General features: G+C 57.1%; 11 protein-coding genes and 1 pseudogene. 8 read left to right on the plus strand and 4 right to left on the minus strand.

Translation table 11 applies throughout. From position 1 onward, the window contains the following. The first annotated feature begins 260 nt into the window (after positions 1–260). From NKH23_RS33210 to NKH23_RS33220, 3 genes and pseudogenes are all read left to right on the plus strand, one after another. Positions 261–1,049, plus strand: coding sequence for a TylF/MycF/NovP-related O-methyltransferase (locus NKH23_RS33210; RefSeq protein ID WP_352722252.1), 789 nt, complete (start codon positions 261–263; stop codon positions 1,047–1,049). 135 nt (positions 1,050–1,184) lie between these two features. After that, a pseudogene (locus NKH23_RS33215) lies at positions 1,185–2,385 on the plus strand (IS3 family transposase). A 20-nt stretch (positions 2,386–2,405) separates the two neighbouring features. Then, positions 2,406–2,555: a hypothetical protein gene (locus NKH23_RS33220; RefSeq protein ID WP_502909286.1), complete on the plus strand. Its 150-nt coding sequence runs from the start codon at positions 2,406–2,408 to the stop codon at positions 2,553–2,555. Positions 2,556–2,887: 332 nt separating this feature from the next. Here the strand turns inward: NKH23_RS33220 and NKH23_RS33225 are convergent, their stop codons facing one another. The 4 genes from NKH23_RS33225 to NKH23_RS33240 all read right to left on the minus strand — a co-directional run bounded on the left by NKH23_RS33225 (position 2,888) and on the right by NKH23_RS33240 (position 8,291). Then, the gene (locus tag NKH23_RS33225; protein ID WP_353017784.1) at positions 2,888–4,333 is read right to left on the minus strand and encodes an oligosaccharide flippase family protein; all 1,446 of its coding nucleotides are present in this window, start codon (positions 4,331–4,333) and stop codon (positions 2,888–2,890) included. Between the two features lie 125 nt (positions 4,334–4,458). Beyond that, entirely contained in the window at positions 4,459–5,592 is a 1,134-nt protein-coding gene (locus NKH23_RS33230; protein WP_352722044.1) for a hypothetical protein, read from the minus strand. Next, on the minus strand, positions 5,589–6,998 hold the full coding sequence (locus NKH23_RS33235) for a glycosyltransferase (protein ID WP_352722042.1): 1,410 nt from the start codon (positions 6,996–6,998) through the stop codon (positions 5,589–5,591). The genes NKH23_RS33230 and NKH23_RS33235 overlap by 4 nt, the downstream gene beginning before the upstream one ends. Before the next feature lie 45 nt (positions 6,999–7,043). Continuing rightward, complete coding sequence (locus NKH23_RS33240; protein ID WP_352722040.1) at positions 7,044–8,291, minus strand: glycosyltransferase; 1,248 nt, start codon at positions 8,289–8,291, stop codon at positions 7,044–7,046. 419 nt (positions 8,292–8,710) lie between these two features. Here NKH23_RS33240 and NKH23_RS33245 point away from each other — a divergent pair, with 419 nt between their 5' ends. The 5 genes from NKH23_RS33245 (at position 8,711) to NKH23_RS33265 (ending at position 15,192) form a co-directional block, all read left to right on the plus strand. Beyond that, a complete protein-coding gene (locus tag NKH23_RS33245) occupies positions 8,711–11,320 on the plus strand; it encodes an SGNH/GDSL hydrolase family protein (RefSeq protein ID WP_353036562.1) in 2,610 nt (869 codons plus the stop codon). After that, on the plus strand, positions 11,299–11,535 hold the full coding sequence (locus NKH23_RS33250; RefSeq protein ID WP_353017782.1) for an acyl carrier protein: 237 nt from the start codon (positions 11,299–11,301) through the stop codon (positions 11,533–11,535). The genes NKH23_RS33245 and NKH23_RS33250 overlap by 22 nt, the downstream gene beginning before the upstream one ends. A gap of 8 nt (positions 11,536–11,543) precedes the next feature. Then, entirely contained in the window at positions 11,544–13,109 is a 1,566-nt protein-coding gene (locus NKH23_RS33255) for an amino acid adenylation domain-containing protein (RefSeq protein WP_352722035.1), read from the plus strand. After that, positions 13,109–14,257 (plus strand): acyl-CoA dehydrogenase family protein, encoded by a 1,149-nt coding sequence (locus NKH23_RS33260; protein WP_352917367.1) that lies wholly within the window; start codon positions 13,109–13,111, stop codon positions 14,255–14,257. Before NKH23_RS33255 ends, NKH23_RS33260 begins: the two co-directional genes overlap by 1 nt. 578 nt (positions 14,258–14,835) lie before the next feature. Next, on the plus strand, positions 14,836–15,192 hold the full coding sequence (locus NKH23_RS33265) for a hypothetical protein (RefSeq protein ID WP_352917365.1): 357 nt from the start codon (positions 14,836–14,838) through the stop codon (positions 15,190–15,192). The last annotated feature ends 301 nt before the right edge of the window (positions 15,193–15,493 follow it).

Genomic DNA, 15,493 nt, shown 5'->3' on the forward strand with positions numbered 1-15,493 from the left:
CCCCGACCAGCTCCGCCGATCACCCGTTGCTCAACCCGCGCCATACGGCGTAAAACCCGCCGAGGCTCTAACTGCAGCCGGATGAAAATTCAGTGGCAGGTCAGTGGAAGATAGGTGTCCGACCAACGGCTGGAAAATAGAAGCCGGATGACGCGAGAGTGTCATGTCCGGTTTCGTGAGCGCGGAGAGGTGAAATTCCTCTCCGCTACTCGACTACTATAATCCGTGCAATCCGTGCGTTTGGATGCCAGGAGGAGAAGATGGATATGAACCGGCGAGCTTCTTTGTGGAGAGCTAGGTGGGAGAGGCTCAGGGTTCTTACACGTAAGGTCGGAAGACAAAGTGATATCACCTTTCAGGAGTTGGTGAAGAGGAATTGCCACCTTCTGCCCGGCGCTGAATATTCACTAATTTTCGAGGAGGCGCGGCAAGCGACTTCGCTTGAGGATGACAATCGCAACCAGACTAGAAAGTTCCTTCGGCAAGCTGGCCTTTACCACTGTCTTCGATCGGTCCTCGGTTCTGGGCTCGAAGGCGATTTCGCGGAGTGCGGCTCCTTTCGCGGTCAAGCTGCCTATCTGATCGCGCGATTGATGGAACTGCACAATCGCCGTGGAGAGCTCCATATTTTCGATAGCTTCGCGGGCCTCTCACAGTTCGTCAAAGCCGACAATGTGGGGCTTCAACGAGATAAGCAGCAGACTGATCGTATGCGTGCGCACTTCGCGTTTCCGGAGGAAGTTTTGTGCCGGAATTTGGCACGGTTCGATATTATACGTGTGCATGCGGGCTGGATACCAGAGCGGTTTCCTGAAGTTGCCGATAGGCGTTTTGCACTTACCCATATAGATGTGGACCTGTATGAGCCGACACTCCAAAGCCTCAGGTTCTTCTATCCGCGCACTGTGCCTGGCGGCTGGCTCATCGTGGATGACTACAATTCTGTCTCATTCCCAGGCGCCAAAGCAGCGGTTGATGAATTTCTGAAGGATGAAACTCCCTGTTGTGCGCTACCGCAGCAGGTCGGAGCCTTCCTCATTCGGAAGTAATGATCGGATCGAAGGCGACTCGACAGACAATGAAACAGTCACTGGTGGGTCGAATACAACTCTTGCCGCTGTGACGTTGCCCCTTTGGCTTAATCCGGTTTGAAGTTCGCTCTGGCCCAACGCGAGGACCAGAGAATGAAGCGCAGCCGTTTCAGTGAAGAGCAGATGATCGGGATTTTGAAGGAGCACGAGGCCGGAGTTTCGGTGGCCGATCTGTGCCGCAAGCACGGGGTCAGCGACGCCAGCATCCACAAATGGAAGGCGAAGTATGGCGGCATGGACGTGTCGGAAGCGAAGCGGCTGAAAACGCTGGAGGATGAGAACGCTCGTCTGAAGCGGCTCCTGGCGGACGCCATGCTCGACAATGCCGCTTTGAAAGATCTTCTCGGAAAAAAATGGTGACGCCCGCTGCCGAGCGAGAGGCTGTCGCGCATCTTCGAAGGGCATTCGAGTTGAGCGTGCGGCGGGCGTGCAAGACCATCGGCTGCTGCCGGATGACGGTTCGCCACAAGGCGAGCCGTGGCGACGATGGTGACCTGCGGGAGCGGATGAAGGCGATCGCGCATGAGCGCCGGCGCTTCGGCTATCGCCGCCTGCACGTGCTGCTGCGGCGGGAAGGTTATGTGGTCAATCACAAGCGTCTGTTCCGGCTCTATCGCGAGGAGAAGCTTGCCGTTCGGCGCCGTGGCGGCCGCAAGCGGCCATTGGAACGCGGGCACCGATGATGGTCCCCGTTTGCGCCCAACGACCGTTAGTCACTGGACTTCGTGTCGGATCAGCTGACCGATGGCCGTCGCTTCCGGATATTGACCGTCGTCGACGACTGCACGCGCGAGTGCCTGGGGTTGGTCGCGGATACGTCTCTGTCCGGCGTGAGGGTTGCCCGCGAACTCGATCGGCTCATGATCGAACGCGGCAAGCCGAAGATGGTGGTCAGTGACAATGGCAGCGAACTGACCAGCAATGCGATCCTTACCTGGGCCGATGCAAGCATGCAAGCCGCGTCGACTGGCATTATATCGCGCCGGGCAAGCCAATGCAGAACGGCTTCATCGAGAGCTTCAACGGTCGCCTCCGTGACGAACTGCTGAACGAGATGCTGTTCACCTCATTGGCGCAGGCTCGCGCGGTCTTGGCCAGTAGTTGGCGGACAGATTACAACATCAATCGCCCACATTCGCGGCTCGGATGGCAGACCCCCTTCGAGTTCGCCCACACCTTCACCCCGCGACGGGACACAGCGCTGCGCACCATGATCAGCTCCGCGCCTGTGCCCGTCGCTCAAACCGCCCAACAGGGCAACAATGATCGCCGGAGCGAACTCAGGATTGGATAAAACTTGGGGGCAACGTCAAGATGGCCTATTCAAAACTCAAGGCACGGCTGCGAAAGAAGGCGGCCAGAACCTTCGACGCACTCTGCCAGGCCCTCGGCGATATCTGCCATCTGTTCGAGCCAACCGAATGCAGAAACCTCTTCAAGGCTGCCGGATATGAGGCCAATTAATCACGACACGCTTTAGTCACGTGCACTGTCTGATACGTCGAAAAGGGCGGCCGAATGAAGTAATCATCCGGAACAGGAACAAGAAGTCTGCCGATCCGCTCCCGAGTTCCAGAAGAGTGGCCGCTTGATCGTTGGATCATTGTGATCCCTCTCTGGACGCAAGCATTAGATGCTCCTACTCCCAAATGATGGAAAGCATATGGTGAAACCGGCTTCGACTCCAAGCACGTTTTGGGCGGAGCAGATCGTCGATTGTCTGGCGGATGATCGGTTCCTCTCCGGATGTTGTTATGACTACCGAAGAGTAGCATGTAACCGTATTCGGTCGCAAGTCAGCTCGGAATCCACTTGGGCCATGCTGCTTTCTTGGGCGCTACGGTTTGCAGGACATCCACCCCGTATTTCCCGAATAGAAGCGAAGCTCTCAAATAGACAGTAACGGCAGATAACGTGCCTATGACAAAAGCCCCAACTGCCAGTACAAGATAGTGCGGTAAGCCGGCGAATAGCATCCTGACCGCAAACCCAGTAGCGTAGATGACGGCGGCGAAAGCGATTGGCGGGATATGGACGAGCACGAAATCCACGAATGACAATTCGGTTATGCGGCAGCTAATGACGGAATAAAGGACGAAACTCATTAGAATGGCACCCGACACGGCCGCCGCTACCGCGCTCACTCCATAAGGCGCCGCGAAAAATGCGAATGATGTCACAAGCGCCGCGTTGACAATCTGCATGGACGCGCTGCGGTAGCTGCGGCCCGTGGCAAGCATGACAGCGCCGCACACTTTGAATCCGACGCGGAAATAGATCGCCGCGGAAAATACGGCAATCGGAACCACTGCATCTATCCACTTAGGGCCGAAAATTGTCAGGACGATCTCCTTGGAGAAGCAGCAAAGAAACGCGCTGGTCGGGAGGGTGAGGGCTGCGGTCAAGGCATGGCCCTTCAGCTGAGCGGTGCGCAACCTGGCCTCGTCGGTCTGCACTTTTGACAGCAACGGGAAAACGACCGTTCTACTCAGGTTTCCAAATAGAATGGCCGGTATTGTGATCAGAATGAACGCTCTCGTGTAGATGCCAAGGTCCGTGGTCCCGACCAAACGCGCGACGATGATCTTGTCAATGTATTGGGCGCCGAAGTCCGAAACTCCGGCCAAGGAATATCCCAGGCTCTGCTTATGGATCTCACGATAGGACTGCAGGTCGAAGCGCGGTTTAGCGAGATACCTTCTCGCGGTAATCAAGTAAATGCCAGAAAGAAAAATTGCCTCGGCCATGGCAGCGATCACCAATGCCCAATAGCTCAATCCGAGATAGGCAAGCGGAATAGCCAAGCCGACGTTGGCAAGAATCCATGCCGTCAAGTTCGCCGTCGAGGAGACTTTGAACTTCAAGTTCCGCGAGAGAACCGCCTCGGCCACAAGGTTGAACGCGTTTGCGAACATAATGAAGGCGAGCACGCGGGAAACAATGTTGAGCTCCGGCACATGAAAGAGATCGGCGATCACGCCCGCGAACAACCATTGAAGCACAGCGAGCCAGCGGCGATCAGCAGGGACAGGAATGCCACGGTTCCCATATGGCGCTTTTCGAGATCCGCCCGCTGGACCACGACTTGCGACATTGCCCAGGTTGGCAATGCGATTGCCGATGTCCACGATGATCAGCGCGGCGCCGACAGCGCCGTACTCTTGGGGGGAAGGAGGCGCGCGAGAATGGCCGTGACCGGGAGATTCAATAAGATCCGGGCCAACAATGCGGCTCCCGACCACGAGAGCCCCTTGGCCGCCCTTCGCGTCAGGTCCTTATGTTCAATGACCTCATCCAAGCTCGCTTGCCCCAGATCTGTCCCATCCCTATTCTTTGGCGCCCGTTCAGAGACGGAGATAGCAGTCACTCACTGAAACCGCCTAGTTGCCTCCAGCAGCAATCTGCGGATTCCGCTGCCGTGTGTGACGTCGAAAACCCATGAGAGAAGAGGCAGCCGCTTCCGCGTCAAGGAGATCCACCGCTTCAGAAGGCGCTCCAGACGGAAGCCAATCTGATCTTGAACAGCGTTGTGGTGGACTTCGATCTCCCGTCTCTTCTCGAGCGAAAGTCCCGGATAGGGCTGCCAGGCTGCCTTGGCCGCATCGAGATCGAATTCCGGAAAACTCGGCAGACAGAACTCCGTACGTAGCCGCTCCATGCTGGGCTGCAACTTCGACAGGAGGCTGGCTCTTTCATCGGGTGAGAGGTATTCGTGATTATTGTTGGGGCTCGTCACTCTCCGATCGACCAATTCATAAATCTTGAGTTCCAGCCACCGTTCAGAAAAAAGAATGTGCTCGTTCCTGAGGCGCTTATATTCCAAGACGTCCCGGCTCAGGCGTTCATTGGCGCGAAGACAGGGCCACGTAAACGCGGAGATATCGTCGATCCCGACGACGTTCTTCATGAAATCATCGATCACATTCGGCAGGGCCGACTCGTACACCCGTACCGAACACGCGTTTTTCCCAAAGATTTCGCGCCAAATTGAAAGGCAGCGATGATAATCCAGCATATCCTCGATCATGTTCAGAAAATCGATGACGTCTCCCGTGAACAGAACACCGCGCTTGACGTGCTGATTGTACAACGACTCGAGATAATAATCCGGCCTTCTCACATAACACAGCACATGGCATTCCACCCTCGCCGGAATGGAATCGCGCAAACGTTCGATCAAACTGCGCTCCGACAGGGCATCAGCGCTGGACATCTTGGCCATGAAGCGCATCAGGTGTATGACCATAGAATAGAGATTTTCGGAACTTGCGATGATTGTGTGCGCTCCGTCTTGTTCAGCCTTTCTCAGATGATGCAGAAAGAAAGGCAAGAATTTATCCGGTCCGCACAACGACTGCGTATTGGTCTTGAAATTGAACTCGTGCGGAGGCGTGGCATAGTGAATGCCGTGCTCGCGGAGGTTCTTTGCATTCGCGCACAGGAATTGCTGTAGCGCTGTGGTGCCCGTCTTTTGAGTGCCGATATGAAGAATGAGCTTCATGTGAGGTTCATACCCCGGACGCGGAGCGAAGATGTCCTTTCCTTGAGAAGAGCCGCGAAGAGCTTCATTTGCTCTTGGGCAACCCTCTCGATACTGAATCGCTCAGCGATCGTTTGTACTGCGCGCCGCGCCATCTCATCGCGCTTAGCTTCCGATAGGCCGAGCGCGCGAAGAAGGAGTCCGCAATACTCGGCATGCGAGCGAGCCAAAAAGCCGCTGCGCTCATGTTCCACAATGTCGGACGCACCGCTGATATCGGTGATGATCGGGACCACGCCGCAGCTCATGGCCTCGAGCAGGGCGTTTGACATGCCTTCCGACACCGAGGTGGAAAGATAGAAATCAGCCTCCCACAGAAAGGGAAACACATCTTCGATCGCGCCGGCGAATGTGACCCTGCCGGAAAGGGCCAACCGGGCCGCCTGTTCCTCGAGAGGGACGTGGCACTGCCCATCGCCCAGTATAGTGAGTTGCGTTTTTGCCTCGGCGGGAAGTGCCGCGAACGCATCGATCATGTGCTCGAGGCATTTTTCCGGTTCGAGGCGGCCAAGGCAGATAAAGCGTCGGGTGCCATCGGCGCTCGGCTCGCGGCGCGGCTTGCGGGGCAGATCGATCCCATTCGGAATCATGTGAATGCGATGCGCGTCGATGCCATGTCTCCTCAGATCACCAGCGATTTGGCGGCTATTGGCGATGAAGGCCGTGACGTGACGTTTGATCAGGGCGGAGGCCCAGCGACCGATGATCTTCTTTTCGCGCACAACGTCGAGATCGAAACACCGTCCGCCCCGGCCCAATTTTGCGAGAACCGGTTTGCGCAGGAGGGCTCCTGCCAATGCCGCCGGAACGGCGTGAAGTCGGGCATGGACGATATATACGACATCGAATTCGTCGCGATGGCGCAGCATCCAGACCACAACCTGCACACACCACGACAGGAACGACAGTATATGCCGCCCGCCTAAATTCGGCGCCGCGCGCAAGCGAAGGCGCTGGATGGGCACCCCGTCGATGGCGGACCGTTTTGGCGTCGAGCGCGACAACCTGGGTGCTATAATAGTTACGGAAACGCCCCTTTCAACCAGCACCCGGGCAAATCGCCGCGTCTGTTGTTCGGCGCCGCCACATGACTCAGGAAAATAAGTTGGGAGCACGAGCAGAATACGAGCTTCGGCTCGCGGGAACTTCATCGGATGCGCAGAGGCAATTTCTGTTACAATCATATCAATCCGCCGGATAGCGTTCCTCGGGACGATGGCGGCCACCAAGATTACAACCCGTCCCACGTGCAAAAAAGAAGATGCCGTTTTTTGGCATTTCACCGCCTTCAGCGCACCGAGCCCCTCGTCTAGAACGACGCACTCCACCTTATACTCGAAATCGGCAAAGTGTGCACCGCTATCCAATCCGATAACCTATCGATCACTGTAAAACGCATAGGTCACACCCGTTCATCGCGGAAGCGCAACATTTCGGACAGGACGCCTTGCTGACACTCCCTTGCTTGCCCAATGCTGGTCAAGAACTTTGCGGTAAATGGCATCGATCCGCTTGCCCATCAGCCTGGCGTCCCAGTTCGAAAGATCAGTCGCCGCGGCACCTTGGGCGAGGCCAGCCAGTCTTTCACGATCCTCAAGGAGGGCTGCAATGGCGTCGGCCATGGCTGCCAAATCGTGCGCGGGTGCAATCACACCGTTGATACCAGGGCGGAGCACGTCGCGAAGACCTGGCAGATCGCAAGCGACGCAAGGCTTGCCGCCGGCGAGATATTGCATGACCACGCGGGGGAGTCCCTCACGCATGGAACAGAGCAGGCAGAGATCCGCGAGCGCGATCAGCCGCTCGGGGTCGTCCCGATAACCGGTAAAGACCACTTGGCGCTCCAGCCCGAGCCATTTGGCCCGCGATTCGACGACCGAGTGAAGCGGTCCGTCGCCCGTAAGCACAAGCACCGCGTCGGGTAAGCGGATCTCGACTTTCCTGAAAACGTCCAGAAATTCCGTGTGTCGCTTCCGTGGCTCGAATGCAGCGATCATCAAGAGCACAGGCGGCCGCGGCGCGTCCGGTGCCAAGCGCAACAAATCGCGCCAATCATCGGGCGGACCGGCGTTGCGAAAACGATCGAGATCGAATCCGGAATGGACCACATAATGTTTGTCCGGACGTCCCACTCCTGCGCTTAAGCACAAATCACGGATGCCCTCGCTCACACTGATGAACGCACTGGTGAGTGGTGCTGCCAGCTTTTCCAAGACGAGATAGGCAAACCGCTCGGCGACGCCGACATTGACAAAAGGCACGATATGCACGCCATGAACGATCGCTGGAACTCCCGCCGCCCATGCCGCGAAACGCCCGAGAATGCCTGCCTTGCTGGTGTGCGTATGCACGATGTCGGCATTCAACGAGCGGAACCTTCGGGTAAGCGACAACAATGCCCTCACGTCGCAAACAGGCGAAATGGACCGGGTCAAGCTCGGGACGCCAATGAGTTTCACCCGCGGGTCCACTCTAGCTATGATTTCCGGGTGGACCGTCTCGCCGTGAAGTAGGACAACATCATGTCCTCCTTGCGCGGCCCAATTGCAGGAATGGACAGTATTCTCATCAGCACCGCCATTGATGAGACGGGTAATGACATGAACGATCCGCAGTCGATGCCCCATGTCGATCTTGATTTCCGAATCCCGTGCTTTCATATCGCCGCACCGATCGCGCTGAATCCATCGGATGGCTACGTTCCCATGCCCAGCCGCGCATCGATGGGTGCATGCCGCACATGCCGTTCCATAAGGAGGGGGTTATCCCAGTCGCTCAGATTGAGCCTAATTGATTTAAACGTCTCAGAGACATGTCGCTGTTACCCTGGGCACAGCGGAATGATTATTTGGCGGTATACTTCCATGCTAATGTCTCTGCTTAACGCGTTTGCGCGAAATCGGACTCGTTGAAAGATTAGTCAAGGCAACGGTTTAAGGGAGCGGTGCGCTTACCTTTTCCAGGGGACAGGAGCCAATGGCAGAGGTCGCTTGGCTGCAGCTCGGGGAACTTTCGCGTGCCCCAAAGTTGCTTATTGTCGATGTGCGCCGGCATCGATCAAGAGATCCGTGGCCTTGACATGAAGACATTGATCCTTCCCTGGTCGACGGGTCCTACGGAGTCTGACCCGAGAAGCATTCTGGCTTGGTTAGCCATAGCCGGCCAGTTGGCCCTCTTCATCACGCTCGTCTATCTCCTCAGGCTTGAGACTACTGCGCTTGTCCGCGTCCTGCTCGTCGCTCTCGCCGGCTGGTGCGTGCACTACTTCCTGCCACAGCGTTACCGGCTGCCGTTTTTCGTGCTGCTCTCGTTCGCGGCTATCGCCGCCGTCTTTGGTAACTTTGGGCCCAACTGGCATCATTGGAGATTTGAGGGCCTCATCGATGCTGCCTGGATCGTCGTCATTGGGCTCGTATTGATCGAAATTGCTCGCCTGCCGATCGCTTTTGGATGGAGAGTGCTGGTGCTGGTTGGCGCCGGCTGCGGGCTCGCCGCCGCACGGATGGATTGGATAGCGACCCCATGGACGCACGCCATCTGGCCCGTGCTCGCTTCCATGTTCATGTTCCGTCTGATCGTCTATGTATACGAAATGCGGCGAGAACACAGAATGTCGACGCTGTCGGAACGGCTCGCGTATTTCTTTATGTTGCCGAATGTGTGCTTCCCGCTCTTTCCAGTCGTAGATTTTAGGACTTTCCGTAGCAGCTACTACAATGCTGACCAGCACTATATCTATCAAACGGGTATTCAGTTGCTGTTTCGCGGTGCTATCCATTTGATATGCTACCGCATCGTATATCAGCGATTTGTGATCGATGCAGAGGATGTACAAAATCAGGTTGAGCTTTTGCAGTTCATGATCTGGCCGTTTTTGCTTTATCTCAAGATTTCAGGAACCTTTCACGTAATCAGCGGGATTCTTCATTTATTTGGATTCAATCTTCCAGAAACCCACAATCTCTATTTCCTTTCCTCGAGCTTTACAGACTTCTGGCGTCGAATAAATATATATTGGAAAGACTTTATAATGAAAATTGTATACTATCCCGTTTATTTTCGTTTTCGACGCTGGGGAGAGAGCGTGGCGGTCGTCAGCGCGACACTCCTGGCGTTCCTCGCGACGTGGCTGCTACACAATTATCAGTGGTTTTGGTTGCGTGGCACCTGGGTATTCACTTGGAACGACTTCCTCTTCTGGATGATCCTGGCCGTGCTCGTGACAGTCAACGCCCTCTATGAAATGCGGCACGGTCGCACGCGGCGCCTGCGTGGCGGTGCACTCAGCTGGAACGGTGCGCTGCAAACTGCGGGCCGGACCATCGGCGTGTTCGTCGTCATCTCGCTCCTTTGGTCGTTTTGGAGCGCGAGCTCGGTCCCGCAATGGTTCTCGGTCTTCGACACCGTGGGCGTGGAAGGTCCCGGCAAAATGACGCCCGCCCTCGTGCTGGTCACGGTGGCAGCTATAATTGGCATTCCTGCCCTTGCGCTCGCGCGTGGCGCCGCCGACCGCCAGTACAGTTTCTGGCGATCGGTTGCGTCGGTCGGTGTCTGCGGGTTGATCGCGGTTTGCACCTCGCTCCTGGGGGGTCGCGGTGGCCTCGGCGAGACGGTGAGTACCGCAATGGCCGACATTAGAATGCCGAACCTCAATAGCCGCGACAGCGCGAACCTGGAGCGCGGCTACTACGAGAACCTCGTCAATGTCAGCGCATTTAACCCAGAACTGTGGATTGTCTACGGCCAACGACGAGACGAGGGATGGGAGAATTTAGACAAAACGCCGCTGAGTGAGTTCACAGGTGCGCTTCCCACGACCTATCTGCGTCCACTCTCCCAAGCAGACTTTAAGGGAACCCGGGTCCACATCAACCGCTGGGGCATGCGAGATCAGGACTACGAGAAGATCCCTTCTCCCGGCACCCTACGAATTGCAGTCGTCGGCTCTTCGCACGTCTTCGGCGAGGGTGTCGCGGATGAAGAGGTTTTTGAGGGCTTGTTGGAGCGGCGGCTGAATGAGCAGGCGGCCGACAGAGGGTATCGAGATTACGAGGTGCTGAACTTTGCCGTTGGGGGCTATGTTCCCCTGGACATTCTGGCCATCACCGAGGATCGGGTGCTCGCATTCAAACCACAGTACATTTTTTACTTCGAGCACAGCGCGCTTATTCCACGAATGCTAAAGCGTCTCGTGAAAGCAATCCAGAACGGCTCCGCATATCGCTACGACTTCGTGCGCGACATTGTACGCGAAAGCGGGATAGATCCCGGCGCCGACCGCGAGGTGCTTCAAAGAAAGCTCACGCCCTACGGAGAAAGACTTCTGCGTGCGATCTATTCTCGAATCGTGGAAGCTGCGAAACGAGAAGGTGTCGGGGTCTTTTGGATCTATCTACCCAGACCAGACGAGAGGACCAGTCCCGAGATGGAGAGGCGCCTCGCTGCCGAGGCTGGATTCAACGTTCTCGATCTTTCCAATGTGTATGACGGGCACGACTGGCGGACCCTTCAAGTAGCACCTTGGGATGATCACCCAAACGCCGCTGGCCATCGGCTTATCGCCGACAAGCTTTACGAGGTGCTGCAGCAACGCCGGGATCTAATTCCCCTGAACCTTGCGGTTGCTCCACAAAAGGAGGAACAATGGACGCGATCCAGATTAGGACAATGGCAAAGGACTTCATATTGAAGGAGTTCCTGCCCGGTGAAAGGCCGGAGAATCTGACGGATTCAACGGAGCTGATAAATGGCGGCATTCTCGACTCGCTGGCGACGCTTAAGCTCGTTGCCTACCTAGAAAAGTCCTGCGGTATCGAAATCGCCCCCGACGAACTCGTGCCAGAGAACCTGAACTCCATCGCCCATATTGCCAATTTCGTCCAATCCAAGCAGGCGTCTACATAGAGCCCGTCATGACGGTCGCTACCTTACACGAATATCTGGAACAGAGCGCGATGCGGCATAGCGGTAGGTGCGCAGCCGTCGAGGCGAGTTCCGGGCGGCAGATCACTTACGGCGAGCTCGACACGCTGTCGAGCCGAGTGCGCGACTATCTCCGTCGGATAGGCGTCCGTCCGGGGGATCGCGTCGGCATTTGCCTTCCAAAATCGATCGCTTCGCTCGCTGTTTTATTCGGCATCTTGAAGGTCGGCGCGGCCTATGTGCCCGTCGACTCTCTGGCGCCGCCTGCGCGTAACGCGTTCATATTCACCGACTGCGGCGTGCGCGCGATTTTCGTGGAGGCGTTCCGAGCCGAAGCTTTGCGCTGCGAGTTAGCGCGCTTAGATGCGGAACCTCGGCTCTTGCCGCTCGACGGGTCCGACAGTTCCTCGCCGCTCTCGACGTACCTGGCTCGCATGGAAGCCGAGGGCGGTTTGGCGGTGGAGGACGAATCGGCGCGGCCGGGGCCGGAGAACCTCGCTTACGTGCTTTACACTTCGGGCTCGACCGGCCAGCCGAAAGGTGTGATGCTGACGCATCGTAATGGCTCGAGCTTCGTGGACTGGTGCTCCGAGATCCTCGCCCCTGACGAGAATGACCGCTTCTGCTCTCATGCGCCCTTCCACTTCGACCTGTCCCTCCTCGACATCTACGTACCGCTGAAGCACGGCGCGACCGTATTCCTGATCGGTGAAGAGCTCGGCAAGAATCCGGCCCGAATGGCCTCGGTTATCGCGGAGCGGCGGTTGACCGTCTGGTATTCCACGCCCTCCGTACTGACGCTTCTAGTCGAGCACGGCGGCCTTAATGCTCGCGACGACCACACTCTTCGGTTCATTCTATTTGCCGGCGAGGTCTTTCCGGTCAAGCATCTGCGCAGGCTGAAGGCTCTGATTCCGCGCCCCCGCTACCTGAATCTTTATGGCCCAACCGAAACCAACGTCTGTACCTATTACGAAATCCCGCAGACGATCGCCGAAGACCGCACAGCGCCATTTCCGATCGGGCGCTCTTGCTCGCATGTTAAGGCGCGCGTGATTGATGCGAAGGGCCGCGACGTGCCGCGAGGCCAGGAAGGCGAGCTCGCAATCAGCGGCGCGCCCGTGATGCTGGGCTATTGGAACCTGCCTGAGCGAACAAGCGGCGCTTTTCACGTCGATTCAACCGGCCGCTGGTACCGGACCGGCGATATCGTGATCGAAGGCGATAATGGCGTCTACATCTTCCGCGGTCGACGCGACCGGATGGTCAAGAGGCGGGGATATCGGATCGAACTTGGCGAGATCGAGACGGCACTCTATCGCCATCCAGCGATCTCCGAGGTGGCGGCGATCGCTCGCTCGGAGGAGTCGGGCGTCTCCATTAAAGTGTTCTATGCCTCGCGCAACGGTGCTGCGCTGTCACTCATCGACCTGAAGCGGTTCTGCGCTCACAATTTGCCGGCCTACATGGCCCCGGACTGGTTCTCGCATCAGCCATTACTTCCGAAGACATCGACGGATAAGATCGACTACCAGCATCTAATAAGGATGGAGTAGTGGATTTCGCGCTGAACGAGGAGCAGCGTATCCTGCGCGGGGAGATCCTTCGCTTCGCGCAAGGTAAGCTCAACAAGGATGTCAGGCAGCGCGACCGAGACCAAATATTCCAGCGCGAGTTGTGGCAGGCCTGCGCGCAAATGGGCCTGACCGGCCTGCCAGTCCCCGAAGCCTACGGCGGATCCGGTCTCGATTCCCTGTCCACGGCCATTGCAATCGACGCGCTCGGCTACGGCTGCGAGGATTCCGGCTTGGTGTTCTCGATCTGCGCCCACCTTTTGGCCGGCGTTGTGCCGATTTGGAAGTTCGGCACTGAAGAGCAGAAGAATCGATATCTTCCGGGGCTCTGTGATGGCACTTTGATCGCAGCCAATGCGATGAGCGAACCGGAGTCGGGCTCCGATGCATTTGCGATGAAAACCAGGGCGGAGCCCCATGGCGACGGCTTTATAGTCAACGGGACGAAGACCTTCGTGAGCAACGGGCCGGTGGCGGATATAGCCGTCGTCTTTGCTATCACTGACTTCGCCAAGGGTCATTTCGGCGGGATCACGAGCTTCCTGATGGACTGCACGCTGCCGGGCTATCGGGTCGCGCAAAAGTTCGAAAAAATGGGGCTGCGGACGTCTCCGATCGGGGAGCTTGTCTTCGAGAATGTGCTCGTTTCGAAAGACGCCGTTCTCGGCGGAGTGGGCGGCGGCTCGAGGCTATTCGCCCATAGCATGGACTGGGAGCGGGCGTGCCTATTCGCCGGCCATGTAGGTACGATGGAGCGGCTTCTGGAAAAGGCAGTGGCCTATGCGCGCACCAGACATCAGTCCGGCCAAGCCATCTCCAAGCACCAGGCGGTCGCCCATAAAATTGCCGACATGAAGATGCAGGTGGAGGCGGCCCGACTCCTCACCTACAAGGCGGCGTGGGGCCTTGAGCGCTCCGAGTCCGTATCCCTCGATGCCGCCGTTTCGAAGCTCTTTGTGAGCGAATCGCTAGTCCGCACTACGCTCGATGTCGTCCAGGTCTTCGGCGGCTATGGTTTCTTGAGCGAATTCGAAGTCGAACGTGCCGTGCGCGATGCCATTGGCAGCAAGCTCTATTCCGGGACTTCGGAGATACAGCGCAACATCATTGCTGGCTGGCTGGGGCTTTGATGACCGCTGTGGTCAGAGGACCTATCCGGTGAAGGGCGACGGGAGCTGTCGCGGGCCCTGCCGTAAGCTCGCGAAAAAGGGCGCTCGACTTTGCTGAGGCAACCGGAACGGCGGCGCGGTGGCTCGACCTGAACGGCTAAGCTTAAGCTAGAGCTTCGCGTGCGGGGCCGGCACCTCAGGAATGGGTCTACAGTCTGTTGTCGATTATCGCCCTTACTGCAAGCACTTGTTCGCGCATTGCCGATTGTGGTCTTTGGGCACCGTTTGATTGCTTGCGGCACAGAAGCTTGAAAGATAGGCTTTGTGGATGCGGCTTCTCTATATACATTCCGCATACGTCCCAGCGCCGGCCGCCAATGCGGCACATGTCGCAAAGATGTGTCATGCTTTTCGGGTTGCCGGTGCGGAGGTCCTGCTAGCGTATTCGCGCGCGATCTTTTCATAATGATCCCGTGTATTCTCTTTTCATAATGATCCCGTGTATTCATAGAGGCGCGAGGAAGCGGATTGAACACCGAGTTCCCATTCCGCGTTCTCCCGTACCCTTTTGGCTTGTGACCGGCCGGGAGCTTTTTGCCGTGTTGGCCCTTCTTGCTGCGGTCTGGCTGAGGCCGGATGTCATCTTTACACGCTCGGCTACTGTAGCGCTTGTTTCCGCCGGAATTTTCCGGTTCACGATGTTTGAGCTTCACCATCCGATTGGCGGTTTGAGCAGCCGTCAGCGTCGGCGCCTTGCCAAACTGATAGGGTTGGAGGCATTCAGTATGCTGGTCACCCACGTCGCAACGTCTGCGGGACGACAGCATCTGTCTTTTCCTCAACATGCCGGAAAATTTTTCATCGCGCCCAATGGCGCGGATCCGGTTCCACCGAACGTGGAGACATGCAGCCTCACTGGCACGTTCAAGATCGGTTATGTCGGGATGAGATCATAAGCGCTATTGCGCCTCGATGCGGCTGGGCGACATTTCATATCGTCGGGGGAACACCCAGCGATTTAGCGTATTGGACATCGAAGCTGGCCCAATGCCCGAACACAGTGTTTCATGGCTACGTTCCCCACGCCACGACATATGCCTACTTGGCTGAAATCGACGTTGTACTCGCGCCGTATCTCAGAAATGTACAAGGCCAGTGACCTGCCACTGAATTTTCATCCGGCTGCAGTTAGAGCCTCGGCGGGTTTTACGCCGTATGGTGCGGGTTGAGCAACGGGTGATCGGCGGAGCTGGTCGG

Origin of the sequence: Mesorhizobium sp. M1328 (assembly GCF_040318075.1) — a bacterium.
In the GTDB taxonomy this organism is placed as follows: Bacteria; Pseudomonadota; Alphaproteobacteria; order Rhizobiales; family Rhizobiaceae; genus Mesorhizobium.